The following is a 24,791-nucleotide window of genomic DNA, read 5'->3' on the forward strand; positions in this document are numbered from 1 at the left end:
TTCGTCGCCCGCTCGAAGTCGAAGAAGGCCGGCTACAACAACGGCTTCGCGCTCGCCGCGATCATCGTCGGCCTCGTGTTGTTCGTGATCCAGGTCATCCTGGTGATTCTCGCGGTCACGGCGGGCATCGCAGCCGTCGAGCTGGTGCAGGAGGCCTGCGCCGGTGTTACATCGGGTACCGTCGTCGAGATCTCCGGCGGCGTCGTCACCTGCCCGTAGTCGTCACCGCCACGACGCCCCGGCTTCGGCCGGGGCGTTCTGCGTCTAACGGCCGCCGCTCAGGCGAAGCCGCCGCTCAGGCGAAGCCGCCGCTCAGGCGAAGAGCGGCGCGTGCCCGGCGCACACCGTCTCGGCCGCGTGCCGGTCGCAGACGACGAGCTGCTCACGGCACGAGAGCTCGCGGCAGTTCTGCATGTTCTTCGTGTCGGCACCGCACCGGTAGCAGTGCCCGATCACTGTCGCATCGTCGGTGAAGTCGATCGACATGCGGTTGTCGAACACGTAGAGCGAGCCCTGCCAGAGGCCGGAATCGCCGTACTCCTCGCCGTACTTCACGATGCCGCCCTCGAGCTGGTACACCTCGCCGAACCCGCGGCTCACCATGAGCGACGACAGCACCTCGCACCGGATGCCGCCGGTGCAGTAGGTGACGATCGGCTGGTCCTTCAGATGGTCGTACTTCCCGCTGTCCAACTCGGCCACGAACTCGCGGGTGTTCGCAACGTTCGGAACCACAGCATCCGCAAATCGCCCGATCTCCGCCTCGAAGGCGTTTCGTCCGTCGAAGAAGGTGACCTCTTTGCGCTCGACCAGCTCGTGCAGTTGCTGCGGGGTCAGGCGTGTGCCGCCGCCGACGACGCCGTTCTCGTCGACCTTCAGCTCGCCGGGAGCGCCGAAGCTCACGATCTCGTCGCGCACCCGCACGCTGAGCCGCGGGAAGTCGTCGCCGGTGCCCTCGCTCCACTTGAAGTCGATGTTCTTGAACGGCGCGTACTCGCGCGTCTTGCGCACGTAGCGCTTGACGTCTTTCAGCTCACCGCCGAGAGTGCCGTTGATGCCGTCGGCTGAGATCAGGATGCGCCCCGTGAGCCCCAGCGACTCGCAGAGGTCGCGCTGCCACAGCCGAACGGCCTCGGGGTCCGCGAGCGGGGTGAACCCGTAGAAGAGGATGATTTTCGGAACTGCCACCGTTCGAGGGTAGTCGCACCCTCGCGTTTACGCTGAAGAGTTACCATCGGCCAGTGTCTACTCGAACCTCGGCAGCCGTCAGCCTCGAAATAACGGTCGCCCAGGGCGCTGCGCGCGGGGTGCGCACGCGCGGTCTCGAGGCCTGGCGCGGGCTGCCGTTCGCGGCTCCTCCCGTCGACTCCCTGCGCTGGCGGGCACCGGCCCCCGCCGAACCGTGGACCGGCGTGCGCGACGCGAGTGCCTTCGGCGCGGTGGCCTGGCAGTCGCGGTCGGGAAACTTCATCGGCGCCGCCAAGGGCCAGGTGATGAGCGAGGACTGCCTTACCCTCAACGTGCTGCGCCCCGCGGGCGGCGGCGAGAACCTGCCGGTGATGGTCTTCGTGCACGGCGGCGCCTACGCGGTGGGCTCGTCGGCCGAGCACCCGCACAACGGCGAGACCCTCGTGCGCGAGGGCGGAATCGTCTACGTGAGCTTCAACTACCGGCTCAGCGCGCTCGGCTACATCGACTTCTCGCGCTACTCGACGCCGGGCAGGCCGATCGAGTCGAACCTCGGCCTGCGCGACCAGGTGGCGGCCCTCGAGTGGGTGCGCGACAACATCGCCGCGTTCGGCGGCGACCCGGGCAACGTCACGGTGTTCGGCGAGTCGGCGGGCGGCAACGCCGTGACGACGCTGATGGCGACCCCCGCGGCACAGGGCCTCTTCGCCCGGGCGATCGCCCAGAGCGCGCCGCCGAACGCCCTCTACGAACCCGACGTGACGGGGCGCTGGGCCGACGAGTACCTCGAGTTCCTCACCGAGAGGCTCGAGCCCGCCGGAGTGGAGTCGACGACCCTCGAAGACGCCGCGCTGATGCTGACGATCGCCGACCCGGCCGACCTCGTGGAGGCGGCCGTGCAGCTCACCCTGCTCACGCCCGACCGCGACCCGGGAACGATCGCGCTCTGCCCGGTGATCGACGGCGACTTCCTGCCCGCGCGTCCGCTCGACGCGTTCAAGAACGGCACGGCCATGCGGGTTCCGCTCATCATCGGCACCAACGACCGTGAGGGCTCGCTGTTCACGGGTCGACTGGACATCCTCGCGACGACGCCCCCTCGCATCCGTTCGATCTTTTCGAACACGAAGAAGAAGGCGCGCAAGGCGATCAAGGCCGAGTACCCGGGACTGCCGGCGAAGCGTCCCGCGGCCGACTTCGCGGGCGACTTCGCGTTCTGGTACCCGACGGTGAAGGTGGCCGAGCGGCACTCACGGTTCGCGCCGGTGTATTTCTACCGCTTCGACATCGCACCGCGGCTCGTGCGCGCGCTCGGATTCGACGCGACCCACGGCATCGAGCTGTTCGCCCTCTTCGACCGAATGGATGGCCCGTTCGGGCGCGCGATGGGCGTTCTGGGCGGCCGTCGCGCCTTCAAGAGAACGGGAGCGCGCATGCGCGCGCACTGGATCGAGTTCGCCCGGTCGGGGCGGGCGGGCGCCGAGTGGCCGCTGTACGACGAGGCGTCACGCGAGACGCTGATCTTCGACGAGCGCGACCGGGTGGAGCCGGATCCCCGCTCGAGCAGGCGCGAGGCCTGGCAGGCCTTCGTGCCGCACGTCTGAGCGCGCGGCACGAAGGCGCCGGTCGACCGCGGGCTACTCGGCCGTGTCGGCGTCGAGCAGCTCCTGCACCTGCGCGTCGGTGAGGGCCACCCACGGCGAGCTGTCGGGGTCGGTCGACGCGGCCGCGGGCGGCTCGCCCTCGTTGTACCACTTCGCCTCGAAGGCGTACTGGCCCACGATCACGCGGTCGCCCTCTTTGTAGGTGACGGCGCCGTCCCACGCGGGATAGGCGTCGGCGGGAACCGTCGGGATCGGCACGGGCGTCTCGCCGGGCAACACCGGGCCGACGAGCTCCCACGGGGTCTCGAACGTCTCGAGCACGGGGTTGTCGGGCAGGTCGCCGCGCGTCCACCACTTGGCCGAGTAGACGTTCTGGTGCCAGACGACCTTCGTGCCGAGCAGGTACGTCGAGTCTTCCGACCAGATCTGGTACGGGCTGGTCGCCGGGTCGTCTTCCACCACGGGCGCGAGGGGCTCGTTGGTGGTGACGACCGCGGCGGAGACCACGGGGTCGCCGTCGATGCCCTTGCCGAGCAGGTCGGCGAACGAGGCGTCGCCCTGCGGCACGCCGCTGCACGAGTCGGAGACCCGGCGGGTGTCGCCGTAGTTCGGGCTGCAGGTGACGTCGCGGTTCAGCGACCACATCGACATGCGGCCCAGTTGGTGCTCGACCACGAAACGGTTGAACGCCTTCGCGTCGGCGAGGGAGAAGATCTCGTCTTCCACGTCGTTCTGGCCGATCATCGGCGTCGCGCCGATCTTGGTCCAGAGCGTGTCGCTGGTGAGGTCGATCTCGGCGCGCGAGTAGAGGATGCCGAGCTGGCGGTGCGTCTGCTCGAGCGCGGCGGTCGACGCGTCGAGCATGCTCTGGCCCTCGACCCGGCTAGCGCCGTAGTCCATGGTCATCACGTTGACGCCCGCGAGGTCGACCCCGGCGTCGAGGAACGCCGACACCGCGTCGGTTCCCGCTTCGGTGAGGCCGGTGGGGGCGACCGGCAGGGTGAGCCAGACGGCGAGGTTCTTGCCGTCGGCCTTCTGCGACTTCTGCAGGCTCGCGATGGCCTCGGCGCGACGGGTGCTCGAGTCGCTGTCGGTGAGGTTGCCCGCCTCGATGTCGAGGTCGATCGTGGTGAGAGAGTATCGGTCGATCACGCTCTGGTAGGCGTCGACGAGCTTGTTCTCGTCGCTGCAGGCGGTCGCGAGTTCGTCGTTGAGCAGGCCGCCGAACGAGACGATCGGCTCGCCCCCCTGCTGCTGCAGCCGGGCGATGCGACGGTCGAGGTCGAGCGAGTTCGCCGCCTCGTCCATCGTGTAGGCGTTGCCCCACGACGGGGTGCAGTCTTCACCGGCCTTGGCGACTATGAACGAGAGCACCACGTTCTGGGCCGCGTCGCTCTTCGGCGTCTCGAACGCGAAGGTGGGCGTGGCGGTGACGTCGACGTAGCCGGCGAACCAGGGGTCGATCTCGGGGGTGTTCGCGGAGGAGTACCACGATCGCGCGCCGATCACTCCGGCCGCGACGAGCGCGGCCGTCACGGTGATGGCGATGAGGAGTCGGGGGATGGAGAGTCGCCGTGTCTTCGGCGGCTTCTGGGAAGCATTCTCGACGGTGGTCATCGGTCACGCCCCCTTTCTTGGAGTCGGTGCGGGGTTGCGCGGTTCGGCATTGGCGATCGTCGTCGAGCCGAGCCCGTCGGTGTCGCCGCGGTAGAGCACCGAGCGCCAGTCGATGGGGGCGTCGCCGTCTGTCGCGCTGGCGGTGGTGGTCGTCTTCGGCTTCACCGGCACGAACAGCCAGCCGGTCATGGCGATCCAGACGTCGACGATGGAGTTCCAGATGCCGATGTAGGCGATGATCGCGGTGAGGGCGAGGAAGGCGTTGAGTCCCGCGAAGGCGGCGTTGCCCCAGTTGCCCGCAATCACGTCGCGCCAGAGGGTGATGACCGAGAAGGCCACGATCACGTAGGGCGCGACGACGTAGAGCAGGGGAGCCGCGGTGCGGTCCTTGACCTTCGGCGTTCGCGAGAACGGGATTTTCTTGACGGTGATGGCCTGCTCGATCGACTTGAAGACGCCGGCGAGGTTCACGGGCAGCAGGATCAGGTTGAATCCGTAGATGCGGGCGATGTCGGTGAACCGGTAGCCGAACCTGCGCAGGTCGAAGCCCATGCAGAGGAAGTACGGCACGGCGGCGAGCACCACGACGGGGCTGAGGAGCCTGCTGTCGTACGGGTACGCCAGCAGGAAGATCAGGCCGAAGCTCGCCCACGCGATCGAGGTCATGTAGTTGGTGCGCAGGGCGATCTCGGTGAAGGTCACGCGCTCGCCGCGGGCTCGGCGCTCGCGCACCTGCCGCACGAACTTGGGCATGATCAGCAGTCCGCCGTTCGCCCAGCGCCTTCGCTGCACAACCAGCGAGCCGAAGTCGGGCGGTGTGGCGGAGTAGCTGAGACGCTCGGGATAGTTCACGATCGTCCAGCCGTGGGTTCCGAGGTCGACGCTCGACTCGGTGTCCTCGATGACCGTGCGGTCTTGCACGTAGCGCTTGATGTCGAAGCCGCCGACGTTCTCTACCTCGACGATGTCGACGAGCGCCTCACGACGGATGACCGCGTTGGCGCCCACCCAGAAGGCCGCGTTGTAGTACGACATGCCCTGGTGCAGCAGATGCTGGATGTCGGTGGTCGCCCCCGCGAGGCGCTCGATGCGGGTTCCGGCGCCGCGGAACGAAGAGTACGGCGTCTGCGTCACGGCGACGCGGGCGTTCTCGGGCTGCTCGAGGAAGTAGACGAGGCGGAGGCAGTAGTCGCGCAGCAGCACCGAGTCGGCGTCGAGCGTGAGCAGGTAGTCGGAGTCGGGCACGATGAAGTCGCCGGTGACCGACGGGCGCAGCACGAGGCCGTTGGGGGTCTGTTCCTCGTCGTAGCTGTCACCCATCAGTCCGATGTATGAGTTGAGGTTCATGGCCTTGTTCGCCTCGTGGGAGAGCGAGGCGTACTTCTTGCGCTCGAAGGTGCTGATCTCGGCGTCGAAGGTCCAATCGAGGCGGCGGTACAGCTCGGCCATGCGCTCGATTGCGGGGGTCTCGCCCTGGTCGGCCGCCGCGGTGAGCGCGGTTCCGACGAGCGCGAGTTCCTCGCTCAGGCCGCGCAGAACCTGGTCGGCGAAGAACTCGTCGACGTGGTCTTCGATCTTCTCGCCCTCGGCCATCGTCTCGAGCCAGTCGGCGGCCCAGAAGTACTGGTAGGCGAGCTGGCGAACCGACTCGATCGTCGGCTCGGCGTTGTCCATCGTCTCGAGCTCGAACTGCATGCGCGCGTCGGCGAAGCGCTGGCGCGGTTCGGAGAGGGCGTCCATGATGTCGGACGCGATGCCGCGCGCCTGATCGAGCTTCGCGGCCACGGCCGTGTCGGTGGGGAAGGGCGGGTCGTCGATGAGCAGCACGACGCGCATCTCGGGATACTCCTGCAGCGCGGCCGACCAGAGGGTCGAGCGGATGACGACGAGTTCTTCGCTGTACGACGGCACCAGAACCGTGATCGACGAGTGGTTCTGCGCGAAGTGTCGGTCGAGTTCGGCGCGGGGCACGCGCACGTGGTCGCGGAACCGGATGAGCGCGCCCTGGCGCGCGACGAGGTACATGAGCGCAGAGAACGTGAGGAACGTCACGACGATGACGTACGACACGGCCTCGGTCGTGAACCGGAAATTCTGTGTTCCGTTGTCGATGAACTGACGCAGGATCGTGTAGACGACGTAGAGCACCCAGAATGCGACGGTCGCCACGATGGCGAGTCGGCTCATGGCGATCTGACGGTCGCTCGGGCGAACGTGGATCGTGGGTAGCGGTTCGGTGCTGCGTTCGGCGCCCCACTGTCTCTTTCGAGCGGGCGCGGCCATAGGCGTTGTAGGCATTAGGGGATTCCTCGGCGAGACCAGCGCGATTCGGGTTCGCACTTCGGGAGGTCTCGCTTGCGATCATAAACCCGTAGAACGTGACATTCTGTAAATAGACCGAACGTTCCCCCTCCCAGTTCGGGGGGTGCTGCGGTCGACAGTAGGAACGGCCCCCGATCGACGTAGGCTCGATCCGATGGACGCTGTACCCCACTTCACTACAACCTACACGCCGCGTATCCGAGTCGCCATGACCGGCACGCTCCGCCCGCTGCGTCGCGGTCACGCCGACCCGACGATGCGGGTGGATGTCACGGGGGTCTGGAGAACGCTGCTGACTCCCCACGGCGCCGCCACTCTCCATCTCGCCGAACGCCAGGGCTCGGTCGAGGCCTCGGCGTGGGGCGACGGCGCGGAATGGGCCATCGCGGGTGTACCCGAGCTGCTCGGCAAGGGCGACGACTGGAGCGGACTCGACGTTTCGGGCAACGCGTTCCTCGCCGACTCGCTGCGCCGCAACCCGGGACTGCGGCTGCTGCGCACGCGCCAGGTGTTCGAGATGCTGCTCGTGGCGATCCTCGAGCAGAAGGTGACGGGCATCGAGGCTCGCCGTGCCTGGCGCACACTGCTGACGAAGTTCGGGGACGTGCCTCCCGGGCCGGCGCCCGACGGCATGCGGGTGTTCCCGAGCGCCGAACGCTGGCGCCGCGTGCCCTCGTGGGAGTGGCACACCGCGGGAGTGGGACCCCAGAGGTCGGCGACGGTGATGCGCGCAGCATCCGTCGCCTCGTCTTTGGAGCGCACCCTCGCCGACGGACGCGGGGGACCGGGCGTTGCGGCGAAGCTGCGCTCGATACGCGGCGTCGGCGTGTGGACGGCGGCCGAGACGACCCAGCGCGCCCACGGCGACCCCGACTCGCCGAGCGTGGGCGACTACCACCTGCCGGCCGTGGTCGGCTGGGCGTTGATCGGCAAACCGGTGGACGACGACGGGATGCTCGAGCTGCTCGAGCCGTATGCGGGGCACCGGCAGCGCGTGATGCGGCTCATCGAGGCGAGCGGCTTCCGCAAGCCGACGTTCGGCCCGCGCATGACGATCCAGGACCACCGCAGGCACTAGCCGCGCGCCCGCCGCCGAACTGCGGAGGCCGCTACTGCCGCGCGAACACGCGGTCGGGATCGTAGCGGGCGCGCACCGCCGCGAGGCGCTCCGCGACGGCCGGCGACCAGTTGGGCGTCCCCGCCCCGCCGTGGCTCGAGAAGTTGACGTTCGACTCGGCGTTGACCCACGGGCGCAACGCCTCGAAGATCTTCGCGGCCGCCGCGGGAACGACGTTCTCGAAAAGGCTGGGCTCGGGCGCCGCGATGAGGGTGAACGTGTACCGGCCCGAACGTCCGCCGACGGCGGAGCCCTCCGCGACATCGACGGCGGTCGCGGCGCCGAGGTGGCGCAGCTCGGCGGCGACGAAGGGGGTGCGCGCTCCCGGTCCGGCGGCCGCGAACGCGGCGTCGGCGAGGGCCGCGTCGCCGTGCGAGAGCAGCGTTCCGTTGCTCCAGGCCGGCGTCGGCCCCTCCGGGTCGTTGTGGATGAGGGCGATCTCGTCGATCGGCAGCTCGCCGAGCGAGTCGATGAACACGGGGGCGAGGGCGCGCAGGGGAGCGGCGAGGCGGCGCCCCTCGCCGATCTCGCCCGGATAGGCGAAGCGCAGGCTCGCGAAGTTCTTGCCGCGCATGGGCTCCGGCACGGCGTCGATCGGCGGGAACCGCAGCATCACGACGCTCGTCGTGACGGCGTCGGAAGCGGTGCGGGTGTACTCGAGCCAGCCGCGCAGCACCGTCTCGATGTGCTGGTTCTCGAAGAGCAGCGACCCGGCGTAGAGCGACGGCAGTTCGACGAGCTCGAGGCGCACCTCGGTGACGATGCCGAGGCCGGACTTGCCGCCCCGCAGCGCCCAGAACAGGTCGGGGTTGCTCGCGGCGCTGGCCTCGACGACGTCGCCCGTGCCGGTGACGACGGTGAAGCCGCGCACGTGGTCGGACGAGACGCCGTGGCTGCGGGAGAGCGGCCCGAACCCGCCGCCGGTGAGGTAGCCGACGACGCCGACCGTCGGTGACGCGCCACCGACGGGCGCGAGTCCGAGCGGAGCGCCGGCCGCGATGACCCGGCTCCACCGGGCGCCCGCCCCGATCGTGGCGATGCGGGTGGCTGGGTCGACCTTCACCGAGGTGAGACGTCTGGTGGTGATGAGCACACCGTCGGTGATCCGCTCGTGGGCACCGTGGCCGGTCGACTGCACCCGCACGGGGAGCGCGAGCTCGCGGGCGAAACGCACCGCCTCGACGACGTCGCTCGCGGAGGCGGCGCCCACCGCGACATCCGGGGTCTGTTCGATCGCAAGGTTGAATCCGGCGACCTCGGCGGCGAAGCCCTCGTCGGTGGTGCCGAGCACGACGCCGGCGATGCGTGAACGGAGCTGCACGGTGTCGATCATCCGCCGACCCTATCGAAAAGGGTGCCGCGCGGGTAAGGGCTTCAGGCCTTCAGGCTCTGCAGCCGCTCCGCTTCTTCGAGCGTGCTGGCGAGGTACTCGCCCAGATAGCGGGTGAGCAGGCGCGACGTCTCGGCGATGAAGAACTCGTCGCCCTGGCTGTTCGAGACGAAGGCGCGGGCCACGAGGCTGTCGGCGATCTCGACCATGACCTCGACGTGCGCCAGCAGATCGATGCGGGGGAAGACGTCGTAGCGCTGCACGAAGTGGTTGGCCATGTGCCGCGCGACGACCGTGCGGTTGGTCTCGGTCTCGTCGATGAGGTGCCGGTCGATGGCGTCGCCCAGCCGCAGCCAGCGGAAGCCGGGCTCGGAGCGGAACATGTCGCAGTAGACGCCGACCAGGCCGTGCATGGCCGCCTCCCACTCGAGGCTGGTGTCGGAGGTGAGCTCGGTGGCGCGTTCCAGCAGGCGGCGCAGGTTGCGGGTCGCGAGGGCGGTGGCGATGGCCTGCAGGCCGTCGAAGTAACGGTAGATGCCGGGGCCGGACATGCCGACCCGCTTCGCGATGAGCGAGGTCGTGAGGTTGCCGTAGCCGACCTCGTCGATCAGCGCGGCGGTGGTGTCGAGGATCAGTTCGAAGCGTTGTTCGCTGCGGTCCTGGCGTGGAATCCGGCGCACACTCGCACCCGCGATGTCGGTGCTCATTTGATTCTCCCTGTGTGTTTCCTTGGGCGTCAGCCTACCGTTTCGCCGGGATACGAACGCCAGCGAGGCCGTCGCTAGAGGAACGCGACCGACTGATTGAGTATGGCCCGGCAGGCGACGATGGTGGGTCGGTCTTTGCTCGCGTCGCGGGCCGAAGTGAACACCGTACGCGTCGGATGCCCGTCGAGACGCACGAGCTGCACGCTCGGGGTGCGCCCCGACCAGACCAGATCCGGCAGGATCGCCACGGCGTTTCCCGACTCGACGAAGCGGATGTGCGCCTGCAGGTCGGCCGTCTCGAATCGCACGTCGGGCTCGAAGCCGGCGCGGCGGCAGGCCTGTTCCGCCCAGTGGCGGCTGGCCGTGCCCCGCGGTTCCATCACCCAGGGCAGGTGGGCGGCGTCTTCGAGAGAGCGGATGCCGCGTGCCGACGGCACCCCGAGGCGCAGTTCGTCGACGCACAGTTCGACCCGGTCGAGGTCGGGCTGGTGCGGCGCGGCGTGGCCGGGGTACTGCTCGGCGATCACGAGGTCGAACTCCCGCGCCCACACCTCGAACAGGGCGTTCTCGGGTTCGCGCTGGGTCACCTCGACCCGCAGCTCGGGATACTCGTCGGCGAGCTGCGTGAGGGCCTGCGGGATGATGCCGAGCGCGGCCGACTGGAACACGGCGAGCCGCACCGTGCCGCGCACCTCGGTGAGGCTGGAGACGAGCTCGCTCTCCATCAGCTCGACCCGCTCGAGCAGCTGGGTCGTGTGCGCCACGAGCACCTCGGCCTGCGGGGTGAGCTGCACGCGCCGTCCCGATTTGGTGAGCAGGGGCACGCCGGCCTCCACCTCGAGCTGGGCGAGCTGTTGCGACACCGACGACGGACTGTACGAGAAGGTCTCGGCCACGGCCGTGATGGTTCCGCGGATCTTGAGTTCTCGCAACAGGCGCAGCCTCTTGAGGTCGAGCACGGGCATCCGATCTTTCGGTGAATCTAAACAATATCGTGCATAAACCTTCGCTTTTGCTTTATCGAATCGCGGGGCACACTGACCTAATCCAGCAACCGCCCCAGAGGGAGGCCTATTCTCGTGAGCATGTCGATTGAGCGCCCCGAAAACACCGTGCCAGACGCCCCGATCGACGGCCTCGTCGACGAGACGGTCGCAACGGTGCGCCGGTGGCTCGCCGAGAGCGCCGACGTCGCAACCGACGCGAGCGCCGCGCGCCTCGCCGGGGTGCTCAAAGACCCGCTCGGCCTCGAGTTCACTATCGGCTTCGTCGACAAGGTCGTGCGGCCCGAAGACCTGCACGTGGCGGCACGCAGCCTCGAGCAGCTCAGCCGTCGCATCCCCAGATTCCTGCCCTGGTACCTGAGGGCCGCGATCGGCGTCGGCGGCGCTGTCGCCCCCGCGCTGCCCTGGGTCGTGGTGCCGATCGCGCGGCGGGTGCTGCGCGGTATGGTCGGCCACCTCGTGATCGACGCGACGCCGAAGAGCCTCGACAAGACGCTCTCGCACCTGCGCGAGAACGGCGTGCGTCTCAACATCAACCTGCTCGGTGAGGCCGTGCTGGGCGACGACGAGGCCGACCGCCGCCTCGCGGGCACGCTCGAGCTGCTGCGCCGCGACGACGTCGACTACGTCTCGGTCAAGGTGGCGTCGGTGTCGGCCCAGCTGTCGATGTGGGCGTTCGACGAGACCGTCGCGCGCGTGGTCGAGCGGCTCACCCCGCTCTACGAGCTCGCGGCGGCATCGCCCACCCCCAAGTTCATCAACCTCGACATGGAGGAGTTCCACGACCTCGATCTCACGGTCGCCGTGTTCGAGGCGCTGCTCGCCCAGCCGCAGCTGCACACGCTCGAGGCCGGCATCGTGCTGCAGGCCTACCTGCCCGACGCCCTCTCCGCGCTGCAGGGCCTCACCGCGTGGGCCACCGAACGCAAGGCGGCCGGCGGCGCCGGCATCAAGGTGCGCGTCGTCAAGGGCGCCAACCTCGCCATGGAATACGTCGACGCCACCATGCACGGCTGGCCGCTCGCCACCTGGTCGAGCAAGGTCGAAACCGACACCAACTACAAGCGCGTTCTCGACTGGGCGTTCACCCCCGAGCGCACCGACGCCGTGCGCATCGGCGTCGCCGGCCACAACCTGTTCGACGTCGCCTTCGCCTGGCTGCTCGCCAAAGAGCGCAAAGTCGACCACCGCATCGAGTTCGAGATGCTGCTGGGCATGGCGACCGGCCAGGCCGAGGCCGTGAAGAAAGACGTCGGCGGGCTGCTGCTCTACACGCCCGTCGTGCGCCCGAGCGAGTTCGACTCCGCGATCAGCTACCTCATCCGCCGTCTCGAAGAGAACGCGAGCACCGAGAACTTCATGAGCGGGCTGTTCGAGCTCGCCGGCAACGAACAGGTCTTCGCCCGCGAGCAGGGCCGGTTCGTCGCGTCGATGGAGGCGTTGGACCGCGAGGTCCCCGGCTCGCACCGGGTGCAGGACCGCACGGCCCCCGAGGTCGACCAGTCCGTTGCGCTCGACGAGTTCCGCAACGAGGCCGACACCGACAACTCCATCGCCGCGAACCGCGCGTGGGGTCTGCGCATCCTCGAACGCAGCGCGACGTCACGCTTGGGTATCGACACGATCGAGGCCGCGCGCATCAACGACCTCGACAGGCTGCTCACCACGGTCGGCGCGACCGTGCACGCCGCCGACGGGTGGCAGGCGCTCGCCGTCGAGGCCAGGGCCCGCATCCTGCACGACGCCGGCGACGTGCTCGGCGCCTTCCGCGGCAGGCTCATCGAGGTCATGGCGAGCGAGACCGGCAAGACGATCGCCGAGGCCGACGTCGAGGTGAGCGAGGCGATCGACTTCGCCCACTACTACGCGGCGCGCTCGCTCGACCTGCAGAAGGTGACGGATGCCGCGTTCACACCGTCACGGCTGATCGTGGTCACCCCGCCCTGGAACTTCCCCGTCGCGATCCCCGCGGGCTCCGTGCTCGCCGCGCTGGCCTCGGGCAGCGCCGTCATCATCAAGCCGGCGCCGCAGGCCAAACGCGCCGCCGCCGTCATGGTCGAGGCGCTCTGGGAGGCCGGAGTGCCGCGCGAGGTGCTCGTGCTCGTCGACATCGAGGAGGGCGAACTGGGGCGCGAGCTCGTGGCGCACCCGGCCGTCGACCGCGTCATCCTCACCGGCGGCTACGAGACCGCGCAGCTGTTTCGCTCGTGGCGTCCCGACCTGCCGCTGCTGGCCGAGACGAGCGGCAAGAACGCCATCATCGTCACGCCGAGCGGCGACCTCGACCTCGCCGCGGCCGACATCGTGCGCAGCGCCTTCGGCCACGCCGGGCAGAAGTGCTCGGCCGCGTCGCTCGTGATCCTCGTCGGTTCGGTCGCGAAGTCGGAGCGGTTCCGCCGCCAGCTGGTCGACTCGGTACGCACGCTGCGGGTCGGCGTTCCGCAGAACCCGCTCAGCCAGATGGGCCCGATCATCGAGCCGGCGCAGGGCAAGCTGCTGCGCGCGCTCACCACCCTCGAGCCCGGACAGTCGTGGCTCGTAAAGCCGGTCGAGCTGGCCGACCCCTCGACGGGCTCCGGGACCGGTTCTATGCACGGTCGCCTCTGGTCGCCTGGCGTGCGCCAGGGAGTCGTAGCCGGCAGCGAGTTCCACCTCACCGAGTACTTCGGCCCGGTGCTCGGCATCATGACCGCCGACACGCTCGAAGACGCCATCGAGATGCAGAACGCGAGCGCCTACGGCCTCACGGCCGGCATCCACTCGCTCGACCCGAACGAGGTCGCCAAGTGGCTCGCCTACGTCGAAGCTGGCAACGCCTACGTCAACCGCGGCATCACCGGCGCGGTCGTGCAGCGCCAGCCGTTCGGCGGGTGGAAGCGTTCCTCGGTCGGCGCCGGAACCAAGGCGGGCGGCCCGAACTACCTCATGACGCTCGGCAGCTGGTCGGCCGTCACGGCGGAGCCCGACGAAGACCTGCGTCTCGACGGCCTCAGCACCGGTGTCGCGACGTTCATCAAGCTGGCGCAGAGCGGGCTGGAGTTTCTGGAGTTCGACGCCGTTCGTCGCAGCGCGTTCAGCGACGAGCAGGCGTGGGAACAGGAGTTCGGCGTCAGCCGTGACGCGTCGGGTCTCGAGGTCGAGCGCAACGTGTTCCGCTACCTCCCCGTGCCGGTCACGCTCCGTCTGGCGGAAGGCGAACCGCTCGGCAAGCTCGTGCGCCTGCTCTCCGCCGCGACGCGCGCGAAGGCACCCGTGTTCGTGAGCTCGGCGATCCCGATGCCCGCGACGCTCATCGAGCGGGTCGCGCGCGGAACCTCGCCGGTCGCCGTTCGCGACGTCAAGATCGAGTCGGATGCCGCGTGGCTGGCGCGTGCCGCGGCGGGCGGCGTCACAACGGCTCGCGTGCGCCTCGTCGGTGGGGATGCCTCGGCTCTCGCCGCCGCGGTGGGCGGCACACCCGACCTCGCGATCTACGCGGGCGAGATCACCGCGGCCGGACGCGTCGAGCTGCTGCCGTTCCTGCGCGAGCAGGCCGTGAGCGTCACAGCGCACCGCTTCGGCAACCCCGACGCCGGCATGATCGGCCTGCGCGTCTAGCGCAATCTCACGGATGAGCCGGTTCCGGCCCTATGACTCGACCGCGGTCGGCTCATCGGGCCGGAACCGGCTCATTTGCGGGCGTGCGACCCGCTACCGCTTGAGCGCGGCCGTCACCCAGGCGAGAGCGTCGGCGGGCGACACCCCGAGCTGCGCGACCCGGTCGGCGTACGCCCGCGCCGCCACCTGCGCCTGCTGCTCGGCCGCGTCGCCCTGCGCGCTCACGAACGAGCCGTTGCGGCCGCGGGTCTCGATGAAGCCGTCGCGCTCGAGCTCCCGGTAGCAGCGCGCCACGGTGTTCGGCGCCAGCCCGAGGTCGTCGGCTAAGCGGCGCACGGTGGGCAGCTTCGCCCCGGCGGCCAACTCGCCGCCGCGCACCTGCTCCATGAACTGCAGGCGCAGCTGCTCGAACGGCGGCACCGGTGATTTCGGATCGATCGTGAGCATCAGGCGGCATCCGTCGCGACGTCTGCGGGCTCGGCCGTATCGCTCCAGCGCAGGTTCGGCCAGAGCCGCCCGAGGAAGTAGCGCTGCGGCCGACCCGTGCGGCTGTAGAGCGCCAAGACCAGCCCCACGCCAGACAGCAGCGGACCCGAAATGTTCGACATCTCCGCGGCGCTGAGCCCTGCGGAGACGCCGGCGAGCTGGACTGCGCCCAGAATGAGGCCGAGCCCTCCGAGGGCGAGCGACCCGGAGATCAGATCACGCAAGATCGATGACCGCATCGCGTCGTCCCAGACGAGATCGGCGGTCGAACCGGCAGGCTGGGAGCGGTCGACGATGCGACTGCTCGCCACCTCGAACATCACGAGTGTGACGGCGCCGAGACCTGCGAGTAGCGCGACGGGGAAGACCGCTCCACCGACGCCGATCACCGACATGGCGACGGTCGCCACGACTGAGGCTCCCACGAGCACCCACGCACCCACGCGTTCCAGCGGGGAGAGGTAGTCGGCCACGCTCACCGCGCGTGACCGTGCGACCCGCGGTTGATCCGACGCGATCGCGGTGCTGCCGGTGAAAGCGGCGACGGTGCTCCCGACGAGCGATCCCACGAGCACGGCGCCGAAGACAAGCCACAGCGACGACGACGGTCCGTCGCCGACGAGTATCCCGCCCTGCAGCGCGAGCACCGCGGCGACGGCGAAGCTCAGGCCGCCGATAGTCGCGCCACGACCCTGTGCGACGAAGCGGGAGCTGACCCCGGGTTCCAGGCGCGCGGGGAGGTCGACCCGGATGTCCACCGAATAGCGATAGGAGGTGTACCGGGAGAAGAAGGGCACGAAGGTCAGGGCGAAGAGCGCCACCAACACCGCCGCGACGACAATGGCGACGAACCAGGTGAGACCGTCCACGGGTTACTCCTCGGATTGTTTGTGCGTCGTTTTGTACCATCGTAGCAATACAAAGCAGGCTGTCAAGGGTTGGCCCGGGCTGGCCGGTGTCCGTGACCATCTGCGAGGCTGGACGTATGGTCTCTCTCGCCCCGCGCATCCAATTGAACGTCGGCCACTCGATTCCGCAGATCGGGCTCGGCACCTGGCCCCTCGACGACGACGCCGTCGCCGCGGTGATCGTCGAGGCGGTGCACCTCGGCTACCGGCACATCGACACCGCCGCCAAGTACGGCAACGAGCGCGGCGTCGGTGTCGGGGTTGCCTCGACCGGGGTAGCCCGAGACGAACTGTTCGTCACCACCAAGCTCGACGGCCAGTTCCAGGGCGAGGACCGCGCGATCGCCGGCCTCGACGCGTCGCTCGACCGACTCGGACTGGACTATGTCGACCTGCTGCTCATCCATTGGCCGCTGCCCGCGCGCAACGAGTACGTGTCGACCTTCCGCACCTTCGAGAAGCTGCTGAACGAGGGCAAAGCCCGCTCGATCGGCGTCTCCAACTTCAAGCCCGCGCACCTCGAACGCCTCATCCAGCAGACCGGCATCACCCCGGCCGTGAACCAGATCGAGCTCAACCCGATCGTCGTGCGCGCCGAGCAGCGCGCCGCCAACGACCACTTCGGCATCGTCACCGAGTCGTGGAGCCCGCTCGGTCCCGGAACCGGACTGCTCACGGACGCCCGCATCCTCGAGATCGCGGGCGAGCACGGGCGCACTCCGGCCCAGGTGATCCTGCGCTGGCACGTGCAGCAGGGCCTCGTCGCTATCCCGAAGAGCAAGACCCCCGAGCGCCTCGCCGAGAACCTCGAGGTCTTCGACTTCGAGCTGACGTCGGCGGATCTCGCGCTGATCGCGCAGCTGTCGCAGGGCCCGGATGCCGGAGTCGACTCCGATACGACCGGTCACTGACCGAGGTGGCCGGGTGCGACCACGTGCGCGAGTCACTCGACCGCGCGGTGCTGCGGCTCGAACAGGCGGGGGTCGCGGACGAGGCGCTCGCCGACTTCGTGCACCGCAGACGCATCCTCGGCATGGAGCGCGCGCCCGTGATGGTGCCGATCGGCCGCGTCTGGCCGCTCGGCGTTCTGCTGCTCGGGCGTGACGGCAGCCTGCACGCCACCGGCAAGATCACCAGGGCGGTGCCGGCGGGGTATCCGGGCTACCAGTCGCCGGGCCTCGAGGTGCGTCGCGGGTACCGGGCCGCCGCCCACGCGGGGAAGTTCGCCGAGGGCGACACGGTGAACTTCGACACTGCCGAGATCGTGCTCGCCGAGCTCGACGCGCGTTCGACGCCGCTGTTCGTCGAGGGCGGCGAGGCCCGGGTGCGCTGGAACCCCACGAACCTCGCGCAGTCGCGCGCGCTCGACGCGTACCTCGACGACCGCGTGGGGCTGCTCGTCGACTCCGCGTGACCGGCCCGGCGCCGCGTTACCGCGCACTCTCGGGACGACTGCGGTGCGGCGCCCGTGCGCGGTCGTCCCTGGACTGCGCAGAAACCCGCGATATCGGCGCCGCGGGTCCCTACAGATAATCTCCGCATGCTCCGGGCCTGTCTAAGATTCAGGAAGGGCTGGGCGAGGGGGATCACATGGCGTTAGTCATACTCGACACTGGGGTGCAGCAGGACTCATCGGTAGGCACGGCCGCATGACCGCGGCGTCTGTGCAACGTCCTGAAGCTATCGGGCCCGATGGGCGGCGACGGGTGCGGTTGCGGACTGTGCTTGTGGGGCTGTCCATTCTGGCCGTGATCTTCGTGTTGTCGACGTCGTCGATCGTGCTGCGTCCCCCGGGCACGGATTGGTCGGCGTGGTGGCCGGCTTGCGGAGTCGCAATCGGGGTGGCGGCACGGTGCGAGAGGCGGCATCTCTGGTCCTTCATAGGCGCGGCGGGCGCGGTATCCGGGTTGGCGAGCCTGATCGCCGGTCGTGAGCTCCCAGTAGCGGCCTGCATCGGCGTCGCGGTCGCTGTCGAGGTGTGGGTCGGGGCCACGGTTCTGCGGCGTTCTGACCGGGCGCCGCGGCTCAACACCGCAGGGGATCTCTACCGCCTGCTCCTCTGCGCGCTCTCATCATCTGTCGCCTTCGCTGCCGTTGCGGGAACAGCCGTGGCCGCGTTCCGCGGTGCCGACAGCTACCTTCCGGCCCTCGTCGCCACGGTCCCCGCGCACGCGGCCGGAGTGCTCCTTATCGCCCCTCTGCTCATTCCGCGTCGTCGAGAACCAGGCGTCGCCAGCCGGGTCGAGTCCGTCGCTGTCTGGATCGCGCTAGCACTGGTCATACTCGTCTGTTTCGGGATCAACGTGGGTCTCCCCATCGCGTTCCTGGTCAGTGTGCCTCTTACCTGGGGTGCGACGCGACTCGCACCGCGCAGCGCCCTCTGGATCATGGTCGTCACCGCCATAGCGGTGACGACGCTCAGCCTCTTCGGCCGCGGGCCCTTCTCGTTCGGCGGGATGTCACCCGACGTGAGTGTGCTCATGGTTCAGCTGTTCAACCTGTCGTTCGGGCTCGTAGCCCTCACTCTGATTGTCTTGACCGCGCAACGCCGCCACCTGAGCAGGACAGTGGTGGAGAGCGCGAGCCTGTTCCGCGCCGCGTTCGATTTCTCGCCGCTCGGCTATGCGGTTGTTACGAAGACGCCCACGGGACCCATTGTCGATCAGCTGAATTCCGCGGGACGCGATCTCCTCGTACTGCATGAGGGCGACCCGGTGCGTATCGCTGATCACCTCAGCGACGACAGCCTGGTGGCGCTCGACGAGATCATCGGAAAGTACGGCGAGGTGCGTAGGACCCAGTGGCAGGGCGCTATGACCCTCCGAGACGGGCGCAGCGTCCAGGTGCTGATATCCAGTCTGGCCAGTGACCTCGACCACGACAGCCTCGCCGTCCAGTTCTTCGATATAACCGAGCAGCAACGGGTGCAGCAGACCGCCCGCGAGGACCTCTTGCGGGCCGGCGAAGTGCAGCAGGCGCTGCTTCCGAAGAATCTGACGCCGCTCACCGGGTATGACGTCGCGGGAACCTGCGTCCCGGCGAAGACCGTGGGCGGTGACTTCTACGACTGGTATCGAGTCGACGGCGGGCTCGCATTCTCGCTCGGCGACGTTATGGGCAAAGGAGTGGGGGCGGGGATGATCGCCGCCACTGCCCGCGCCGCGCTCAGGAGCGCGCGTCACGATGGCGATGTCACCGTGGCCGTCGCACGCGCCGCCGACACACTCACCATCGAGGCGGCCAGCGCGAGCTCGTTCGCCACTCTCTTCCACGGCCGCCTCCGGGCTGACACCGGCGAATTCGACTATGTGGACGCCGGGCACGGACTCGCGTTTATCCTGCGCGCCGACGGCTCTGTCGGCCGGTTGGCCTCTGTAGACGTGCCATTAGGGATCGATCTCGGCGGAGACTGGACGACGCACTCCGACATACTCCACCCCGGCGACGCACTGATCGCCTTCAGCGATGGACTCCTCGACCTCTACGACGGCACCCTCGCCACGCTGGACTACGTCGTTGATCTCGCCCGCGACGCAGCATCACCCAACGCACTCGCCGCAAACCTCACCGAACTCGCACATAGGGCACCGGAACTCGAGGACGACAGCACCGTGCTGGTAATCCGACGCGACCGGTGAAATCCGCAGCGCGGCGCCGTGTAAGCGCGCACTCTCGGGACGACCGCGGTGCGGCGCCCGTGCGCAGTCGTCCCGGGACTGCGCGCTCACTCGTGACCGCGATCACCACGGGGTTTCGCTACGGGCGCGGGGGCCTGCGGGCCCGGCTCAGTCGTGCGAGCGGCTGATCAGGCGCGAGAGCACGATCGCGCTGCGGGTGTGATCGACGTTCGGCGCCACGCGCACCTTCTCGAGCGCGAGCTCGAGTGAGGCGATGTCGCGGGAACGCATGTGCACGATCGCGTCGGCCGATCCGGTGACCGTGCCGGCGTCGACCACGTCGGGGATCCCCGAGAGGATGCGCCTCAGTTCGTCGGGCGCGACGGTGCCGCGGCAGAAGAGTTCGACGTAGGCCTCTGTGCTCAGGCCCTCGACAGCCGGGTCGACCTGGATCGTGAAGCCGCGGATCACCCCGTCGGAGACCAGGCGGTCGACGCGGCGTTTCACGGCCGACGCCGACAGGCCGATGATGTCGCCGATGTCGCCGTAGCCGGCGCGGGCGTTCAGCCGCAGGTGGTCGATGATGCCGTAGTCGAGGCTGTCCATTCGCTCAGCCTATGGCGAAAAAATGTGCGACCCCGCCCATACGCGGCGAAAAAGTGCGCAACATAGCGAAAACGTGTCATATGGTGCGTGTGAGACTGGAGCCATGACCCTCATCGAGCCATCCCTGAGCGCCCCGACGCGCGTCGCCAGCAAGCGCACGATCCTCATGTGCCGCCCCGATTTCTTCACCGTCGTCTACCGGATCAACCCGTGGATGGACCCGGCCATCCCCACCGACACGAGCCTCGCCGTGCGCCAGTGGGAGACGCTCTACCAGACCTACGTCGACCTCGGCTTCGACGTGAAGCTCGTCGACCCGATCGACGGCCTGCCCGACATGGTCTACGCGGCCAACGGCGGCTTTGTGCTCGACGGCATCGCCTACGGTGCGAGCTTCACGCACCCCGAGCGCCAGCCCGAGGGGCCGGCCTACATGAAGTGGTTCGGCGACAACGGCTTCGAGGTGCGCGATCCCCAGAACATCAACGAGGGCGAGGGCGACTTCCTGCTCGTCGGCGACGTCATCCTCGCCGGTACCGGCTTCCGCAGCGCCTCGAACAGCCACCTCGAGATGGCCGAGATCTTCGGCCGCCCGGTGATCACGCTGAAGCTGATCAACCCGAGTTTCTACCACCTCGACACGGCGATCGCCGTGTTGGACCCCCAGCCCGGCTACGAGAACCCCAACATCGCCTACCTGCCGAGCGCGTTCGACGAGGCCAGCCTCGAGATCCTGCGCGGGCGCTACCCCGACGCCATCATCGTGAACGAAGAGGATGCCGCGGTCTTGGGCCTCAACAGTTTCAGCGACGGCCTGAACGTGGTCATCGCGAACCGGGCGAAAGACTTCGAACGCCAACTGAAGGAGCGCGGCTACAACCCGATCGGCGTCGACCTCAGCGAACTGCTGCTCGGCGGCGGCGGAGTGAAGTGCTGCACGCTGGAGCTCAGGTCATGAGCGCCAACACGCGGATTGAGCCTGTCGAAATCTCTGGCCTCGACAAGCTCGACCCACGGAGCGCGACCGAGTTCCTGACCCAGGAAGACGCGCACGCCGCGCACAACTACCACCCGCTCGAGGTGGTCGTCACGCGCGGCGACGGCGCGTGGGTCACGGACGTGACCGGCCGCCGCTACCTCGACTGCCTGGCGGCATACTCGGCGGTGAACTTCGGCCACGGGCATCCGGCCCTCGTCAAGGCGGCCAAAGACCAGCTCGACCGCATCACGCTCACCAGCCGCGCGTTCCACAACGACCAGCTCGGCCCGTTCGTGGCGGCGCTCGCCGACCTCGCGGGCAAAGACATGGTGCTTCCGATGAACACGGGCGCCGAGGCGGTGGAGTCGGGCATCAAGATCGCCCGCGCCTGGGGCTACCGGGTGAAGGGCGTGCAGCCCAACGAGGCGAAGATCATCGTCGCCGACGGCAACTTCCACGGGCGAACCACCACGATCATCAGCTTCAGCAACGACGAGCAGGCGCGCGCCGACTTCGGTCCGTTCACGCCGGGCTTCGTGAGCGTGCCCTACGGTGACGCCGCGGCGCTCGAGGCCGCGATCGACGAGAACACCGTGGCGGTGCTGATCGAGCCGATCCAGGGCGAGGCCGGCATCGTCGTGCCGCCCGCGGCGTACCTGCCCGCCGTGCGCGAGATCACGACGCGAAAGGACGTGCTGTTCATCGCCGACGAGATCCAGTCGGGGCTCGGCCGCACCGGCGCCACGTTCCAGTGCGACAACGTGGGCGTCGTGCCCGACCTCTACCTGCTGGGCAAGGCACTCGGCGGCGGAATCCTGCCCGTGTCGGCGGTCGTCGGCAACACGGACATCCTCGGCGTGTTGCGCCCGGGCGAGCACGGCTCCACGTTCGGCGGAAACCCGCTCGCCGCGGCCGTCGGCCTCGCGGTCGTCGAGCTGCTCGCGACGGGAGAGATGCAGGAGCGTGCCCGGATGCTCGGGGATCGCCTGCAGGCCGGCCTGCGTTCGCTGATCGGCCGGGGAGTCGTCGAGGTTCGCGGCGCAGGGCTCTGGGCCGGCGTCGACATCGATCCGGCACTCGCTACCGGCCGTGAGGTCTGCGAGGCGTTGATGCAGCGGGGCGTGCTCGTGAAAGACACGCACGGCTCGACCATCAGGTTTGCGCCTCCGATCGTGGCATCCGAAGCCGACCTCGACTTCGCCGTCGCGCAGCTCGAAGCGGTGCTGGTCGAACTCGGCGCCTGAATTCCGCTAGATGAGCCGGTTCCGGCCAGATGACCCCGCCGCGGCGAGCTCATTCGGCCGGAATCGGCTCTTTCGGTGGGGCGACGGGTGCGGCGGTCGGCGCGGTGAACCGGGCGCGCTGGGCGAGCCAGACGAACACGGCGATCGCGACGCCGACGACGATCGTCCACGGGTCGAAGACCTCGCCCAGCAGCAGCGACGCCCAGACGAGCGTGAGCAGCGGCTGGATCTGCTGCAGCTGGCCGACGCGCGCGATGCCGCCTCGCGCCAGTCCGCCGTACCAGGCGAAGAAGCCGAGGAACTGCGAGATCAGCGTCACGTAGACCATGCCGACGATCACGCCCGCGGTCCAGTCGAACCGCTGCGTCGCGAGCACCACGATCGCGAGCGGCGCCGAAACGGGCAGCACGAGCACGATCGACCACGACACCGCCCGCGCCCCGCCCATCACCTTCGCCTGCCGCCCGCCCATGGCGTACCCGAACGCGGCGCTGGCCGCGGCGGCGAGCATCCAGAAGTCGCCGACGCTCACGGCGAGGGCGCCGGTCTCCGCCCACTGGTGCACGAGCAGGTAGCCGACGAGCACCACGACGCCGGCACCGCTCGCGAGCCAGAACCCGCGGGGCAGGCGCTCCCCGCCGACGAGTGCCGCGAAGACCGCGGTGAGAGCGGGCAGTAGTCCGAGGATGACGGCGCTGTGGCCCGACCCGCTCGTGACCAGGGCCAGCGACGAGAACAGCGGAAAGCCGATCACGACGCCGAGTGACGACAGCGCGAGGTCGCGCAGGTCGGCCCGGCGGGGCACCCGCGCGCGCACGGCCAGGAGGTAGCCGACGGCCAGCAGCCCGGCGGCCGCGGCGCGCAGCACCGTGATCGAGAACGGGTCGATGCCCTCGACCGCGAGCTTGTTGGCCGGCAGGGAGAAGCTGAAGGTCAGCACGCCGAGGAAGCCGAGCCCGGCGCCCGGTATCGCGATGCGCGAAACGGGGGACGCCGTTACCGTGCGCGGGGCAATAACGTTATCGTGAGCTTTCATGGATGACGATAACAGCACTCGCGCGCTGTCGCGCGCACTTCGACGACTCGTCGCATCCGGAGCCCCCGGCGACCGCCTGCCGAGCGTGCGCGAGCTGCAACAGCGCCACGGGGTCTCGCCGCTCACCGTGCAGGCGGTCGTACGCGAACTGAGCGCCGAGGGTCTCGTGACCGCCCGCCCCGGGTCGGGCACGTTCGTCGCGCGTGCCGCCCGGCCGGTCGAACTCGCCGACACGTCGTGGCAGCAGGCGGCGCTCGGCGGGCACAGTCCGCTCGACGTCTCGAGCACGCTCTCGCTGTTCGCGAAACCCGCGGTCGGCGTCATCCGTCTCGCCGGCGGATATCTCGACGACGCCCTGGTGCCGTCCGCCGCGCTGTCGGCGTCGATGACGCGGGCGGTGCGCCGACCGGGCAGCTGGGGCCGGGTTCCGGCCGAGGGGCGGGAGAGCCTGCGCCAGTGGTTCGCGCGCGAGATCGGCGGCGTCGACGCCTCCAACGTCATGATCACCTCGGGCGGTCAGGCCGCGCTGTCGATCGCCATCCGGTCGCTCACCCGGCCGGGGGAGTCGATAGTGCTCGAGAGCCCCACCTATACGGGCGCGATTTCGATCGCACGCAGCTACGGGCTGGATGTCGCGCCGGTACCCATGGACAACCGCGGCATGCGCACCGACCTGTTGCCCGCGATTCTCGAACGCAGCAACGCCCGGGTGATCCTCACCCAGCCGCTGTTCGCGAACCCGACGGGGATAACCATGGCCGCCGAGCGGCGCGCCGAGCTCATGCGCATCGCCGAGCGCTACTCGGTGTTCGTGATCGAAGACGACTACGCGCGTGACCTCGCGATCGAGCGTCCCAGCCCTGCGCCGCTCGCGAGCGCCGACCCGCACGGGCACGTCGTGCACATCCGTTCGCTCACCAAGTCGGCCGCCGCGGGGCTGCGCGTCGCCGCCCTCGTCGCGAAGGGCGCGGCCTATTCGCGGCTGCGGTCGGCCAAGGCGCTGGAAGACTTCTACGTCGCCGGTCCGCTGCAGGACACGGCCGCCGACTTCGTGAACTCGCCGGCCTGGGCCACCCACAAGCGCAGGGTTGCGGCCGAACTCGGCGTGCGACGCGACGCGCTGGTCTCGAGTCTCGCCGCGAAGCTGCCCGAACTCGCCGTCACCGTGCGGCCGCGCGGGGGCATGCACCTCTGGGCGCGACTTCCCGACGATATCGACGACATCGCGCTGGCCGGGCTCGCGCTCGCCGAGGGTGTGGCGGTGACCGCGGGGCGCGCGTGGTTTCCCGCCGAGCCGGACGGCCCGCACCTGCGGCTGACGTTCGGCGAGACATCCGCGGATCTTATTCCTGAGGGCGTCGAGAGGCTGGCCCGCGCGCTCGACCGGGCGCGTGCGTTTGCGCGGGCGCCACCGAGGGTGTAGCTCTGG

The 24,791-nt window shown here is 69.2% G+C and carries 19 protein-coding genes and 1 pseudogene; 10 read left to right on the plus strand and 10 right to left on the minus strand.

Going from position 1 to position 24,791, the window contains the following annotated elements; all coding sequences use genetic code 11:
* A pseudogene (locus ACLQ6X_RS00105) lies at positions 1 to 219 on the plus strand (DUF4190 domain-containing protein); the annotation flags it as partial.
* Between the two features lie 93 nt (positions 220 to 312).
* Here the strand turns inward: ACLQ6X_RS00105 and ACLQ6X_RS00110 are convergent.
* Positions 313 to 1,188 (minus strand): rhodanese-related sulfurtransferase, encoded by an 876-nt coding sequence (locus tag ACLQ6X_RS00110; protein ID WP_411698128.1) that lies wholly within the window; start codon positions 1,186 to 1,188, stop codon positions 313 to 315.
* Between the two features lie 53 nt (positions 1,189 to 1,241).
* On the opposite strand from ACLQ6X_RS00110, the gene ACLQ6X_RS00115 reads away from it, so the two are divergent.
* Entirely contained in the window at positions 1,242 to 2,792 is a 1,551-nt protein-coding gene (locus tag ACLQ6X_RS00115; RefSeq protein ID WP_411698129.1) for a carboxylesterase/lipase family protein, read from the plus strand.
* Between the two features lie 33 nt (positions 2,793 to 2,825).
* Here the strand turns inward: ACLQ6X_RS00115 and ACLQ6X_RS00120 are convergent, their stop codons facing one another.
* Both ACLQ6X_RS00120 and ACLQ6X_RS00125 read right to left on the minus strand, forming a co-directional pair.
* Entirely contained in the window at positions 2,826 to 4,409 is a 1,584-nt protein-coding gene (locus ACLQ6X_RS00120; protein ID WP_411698130.1) for a chitinase, read from the minus strand.
* A 3-nt stretch (positions 4,410 to 4,412) separates the two neighbouring features.
* Complete coding sequence (locus ACLQ6X_RS00125; RefSeq protein WP_411698131.1) at positions 4,413 to 6,707, minus strand: glycosyltransferase family 2 protein; 2,295 nt, start codon at positions 6,705 to 6,707, stop codon at positions 4,413 to 4,415.
* A gap of 232 nt (positions 6,708 to 6,939) precedes the next feature.
* Here ACLQ6X_RS00125 and ACLQ6X_RS00130 point away from each other — a divergent pair, with 232 nt between their 5' ends.
* Positions 6,940 to 7,809, plus strand: coding sequence for a DNA-3-methyladenine glycosylase family protein (locus tag ACLQ6X_RS00130; protein WP_411698132.1), 870 nt, complete (start codon positions 6,940 to 6,942; stop codon positions 7,807 to 7,809).
* 31 nt (positions 7,810 to 7,840) lie between these two features.
* On the opposite strand, the gene ACLQ6X_RS00135 is transcribed toward ACLQ6X_RS00130, so the two are convergent.
* The 3 genes from ACLQ6X_RS00135 to ACLQ6X_RS00145 all read right to left on the minus strand — a co-directional run bounded on the left by ACLQ6X_RS00135 (position 7,841) and on the right by ACLQ6X_RS00145 (position 10,844).
* Positions 7,841 to 9,181, minus strand: coding sequence for an FAD-binding oxidoreductase (locus tag ACLQ6X_RS00135; RefSeq protein WP_411698133.1), 1,341 nt, complete (start codon positions 9,179 to 9,181; stop codon positions 7,841 to 7,843).
* A gap of 41 nt (positions 9,182 to 9,222) precedes the next feature.
* Entirely contained in the window at positions 9,223 to 9,885 is a 663-nt protein-coding gene (locus ACLQ6X_RS00140; protein WP_411698134.1) for a TetR family transcriptional regulator, read from the minus strand.
* Positions 9,886 to 9,959: 74 nt separating this feature from the next.
* A complete protein-coding gene (locus ACLQ6X_RS00145; protein WP_411698135.1) occupies positions 9,960 to 10,844 on the minus strand; it encodes a LysR family transcriptional regulator in 885 nt (294 codons plus the stop codon).
* 126 nt (positions 10,845 to 10,970) lie between these two features.
* Here ACLQ6X_RS00145 and ACLQ6X_RS00150 point away from each other — a divergent pair, with 126 nt between their 5' ends.
* Entirely contained in the window at positions 10,971 to 14,486 is a 3,516-nt protein-coding gene (locus ACLQ6X_RS00150) for a bifunctional proline dehydrogenase/L-glutamate gamma-semialdehyde dehydrogenase (protein ID WP_411698136.1), read from the plus strand.
* A 93-nt stretch (positions 14,487 to 14,579) separates the two neighbouring features.
* On the opposite strand, the gene ACLQ6X_RS00155 is transcribed toward ACLQ6X_RS00150, so the two are convergent.
* Together ACLQ6X_RS00155 and ACLQ6X_RS00160 are read right to left on the minus strand one after the other, a co-directional pair.
* Positions 14,580 to 14,933, minus strand: coding sequence for a GntR family transcriptional regulator (locus tag ACLQ6X_RS00155; protein WP_411698137.1), 354 nt, complete (start codon positions 14,931 to 14,933; stop codon positions 14,580 to 14,582).
* Positions 14,933 to 15,841, minus strand: coding sequence for a hypothetical protein (locus ACLQ6X_RS00160; RefSeq protein WP_411698138.1), 909 nt, complete (start codon positions 15,839 to 15,841; stop codon positions 14,933 to 14,935). Before ACLQ6X_RS00160 ends, ACLQ6X_RS00155 begins: the two co-directional genes overlap by 1 nt.
* 116 nt (positions 15,842 to 15,957) lie before the next feature.
* Here ACLQ6X_RS00160 and ACLQ6X_RS00165 point away from each other — a divergent pair, with 116 nt between their 5' ends.
* The 3 genes from ACLQ6X_RS00165 to ACLQ6X_RS00175 all read left to right on the plus strand — a co-directional run bounded on the left by ACLQ6X_RS00165 (position 15,958) and on the right by ACLQ6X_RS00175 (position 19,518).
* The gene (locus ACLQ6X_RS00165) at positions 15,958 to 16,791 is read left to right on the plus strand and encodes an aldo/keto reductase (protein ID WP_411698139.1); all 834 of its coding nucleotides are present in this window, start codon (positions 15,958 to 15,960) and stop codon (positions 16,789 to 16,791) included.
* 23 nt (positions 16,792 to 16,814) lie between these two features.
* Complete coding sequence (locus tag ACLQ6X_RS00170; RefSeq protein ID WP_411698140.1) at positions 16,815 to 17,294, plus strand: hypothetical protein; 480 nt, start codon at positions 16,815 to 16,817, stop codon at positions 17,292 to 17,294.
* Positions 17,295 to 17,529: 235 nt separating this feature from the next.
* The gene (locus ACLQ6X_RS00175) at positions 17,530 to 19,518 is read left to right on the plus strand and encodes a SpoIIE family protein phosphatase (RefSeq protein ID WP_411698141.1); all 1,989 of its coding nucleotides are present in this window, start codon (positions 17,530 to 17,532) and stop codon (positions 19,516 to 19,518) included.
* Between the two features lie 147 nt (positions 19,519 to 19,665).
* Here ACLQ6X_RS00175 and ACLQ6X_RS00180 read toward each other — a convergent pair whose 3' ends face one another.
* The gene (locus tag ACLQ6X_RS00180) at positions 19,666 to 20,103 is read right to left on the minus strand and encodes an Lrp/AsnC family transcriptional regulator (RefSeq protein ID WP_188510759.1); all 438 of its coding nucleotides are present in this window, start codon (positions 20,101 to 20,103) and stop codon (positions 19,666 to 19,668) included.
* Between the two features lie 103 nt (positions 20,104 to 20,206).
* Between ACLQ6X_RS00180 and ddaH the strand changes: the two genes are divergently transcribed.
* Positions 20,207 to 21,061 carry a dimethylargininase gene (gene ddaH, locus ACLQ6X_RS00185; RefSeq protein ID WP_411698142.1) on the plus strand — a complete coding sequence of 285 codons (855 nt, stop codon included), beginning with the start codon at positions 20,207 to 20,209 and terminating at the stop codon, positions 21,059 to 21,061.
* Positions 21,058 to 22,326 (plus strand): ornithine--oxo-acid transaminase, encoded by a 1,269-nt coding sequence (gene rocD / locus ACLQ6X_RS00190; protein ID WP_411698143.1) that lies wholly within the window; start codon positions 21,058 to 21,060, stop codon positions 22,324 to 22,326. Before ddaH ends, rocD begins: the two co-directional genes overlap by 4 nt.
* A 49-nt stretch (positions 22,327 to 22,375) precedes the next feature.
* On the opposite strand, the gene ACLQ6X_RS00195 is transcribed toward rocD, so the two are convergent.
* Positions 22,376 to 23,362, minus strand: a complete 987-nt coding sequence (locus ACLQ6X_RS00195; RefSeq protein ID WP_411698144.1) for a DMT family transporter — start codon at positions 23,360 to 23,362, stop codon at positions 22,376 to 22,378.
* Here ACLQ6X_RS00195 and ACLQ6X_RS00200 point away from each other — a divergent pair.
* On the plus strand, positions 23,361 to 24,785 hold the full coding sequence (locus ACLQ6X_RS00200; RefSeq protein WP_411698145.1) for a PLP-dependent aminotransferase family protein: 1,425 nt from the start codon (positions 23,361 to 23,363) through the stop codon (positions 24,783 to 24,785). The genes ACLQ6X_RS00195 and ACLQ6X_RS00200 overlap by 2 nt on opposite strands.
* Positions 24,786 to 24,791: the final 6 nt, after the last annotated feature.

The organism is Conyzicola sp., assembly GCF_046714715.1.
Lineage (GTDB): Bacteria > Actinomycetota > Actinomycetes > Actinomycetales > Microbacteriaceae > Conyzicola.

Bases quoted from the DNA above. Each gene is read 5' to 3' on its own strand.
- ACLQ6X_RS00120 (WP_411698130.1), bottom strand. From the start codon at position 4,409: ATGACCACCGTCGAGAATGCTTCCCAGAAGCCGCCGAAGACACGGCGA.
- ACLQ6X_RS00125 (WP_411698131.1), bottom strand. From the start codon at position 6,707: ATGCCTACAACGCCTATGGCCGCGCCCGCTCGAAAGAGACAGTGGGGC.
- ACLQ6X_RS00130 (WP_411698132.1), top strand. From the start codon at position 6,940: ATGACCGGCACGCTCCGCCCGCTGCGTCGCGGTCACGCCGACCCGACG.
- ACLQ6X_RS00135 (WP_411698133.1), bottom strand. From the start codon at position 9,181: ATGATCGACACCGTGCAGCTCCGTTCACGCATCGCCGGCGTCGTGCTC.
- ACLQ6X_RS00140 (WP_411698134.1), bottom strand. From the start codon at position 9,885: ATGAGCACCGACATCGCGGGTGCGAGTGTGCGCCGGATTCCACGCCAG.
- ACLQ6X_RS00150 (WP_411698136.1), top strand. From the start codon at position 10,971: ATGTCGATTGAGCGCCCCGAAAACACCGTGCCAGACGCCCCGATCGAC.
- ACLQ6X_RS00155 (WP_411698137.1), bottom strand. From the start codon at position 14,933: ATGCTCACGATCGATCCGAAATCACCGGTGCCGCCGTTCGAGCAGCTG.
- ACLQ6X_RS00165 (WP_411698139.1), top strand. From the start codon at position 15,958: ATGGTCTCTCTCGCCCCGCGCATCCAATTGAACGTCGGCCACTCGATT.
- ACLQ6X_RS00175 (WP_411698141.1), top strand. From the start codon at position 17,530: ATGACCGCGGCGTCTGTGCAACGTCCTGAAGCTATCGGGCCCGATGGG.
- ACLQ6X_RS00180 (WP_188510759.1), bottom strand. From the start codon at position 20,103: ATGGACAGCCTCGACTACGGCATCATCGACCACCTGCGGCTGAACGCC.
- ddaH (WP_411698142.1), top strand. From the start codon at position 20,207: ATGACCCTCATCGAGCCATCCCTGAGCGCCCCGACGCGCGTCGCCAGC.
- rocD (WP_411698143.1), top strand. From the start codon at position 21,058: ATGAGCGCCAACACGCGGATTGAGCCTGTCGAAATCTCTGGCCTCGAC.
- ACLQ6X_RS00200 (WP_411698145.1), top strand. From the start codon at position 23,361: ATGGATGACGATAACAGCACTCGCGCGCTGTCGCGCGCACTTCGACGA.
- ACLQ6X_RS00195 (WP_411698144.1), bottom strand. From the start codon at position 23,362: ATGAAAGCTCACGATAACGTTATTGCCCCGCGCACGGTAACGGCGTCC.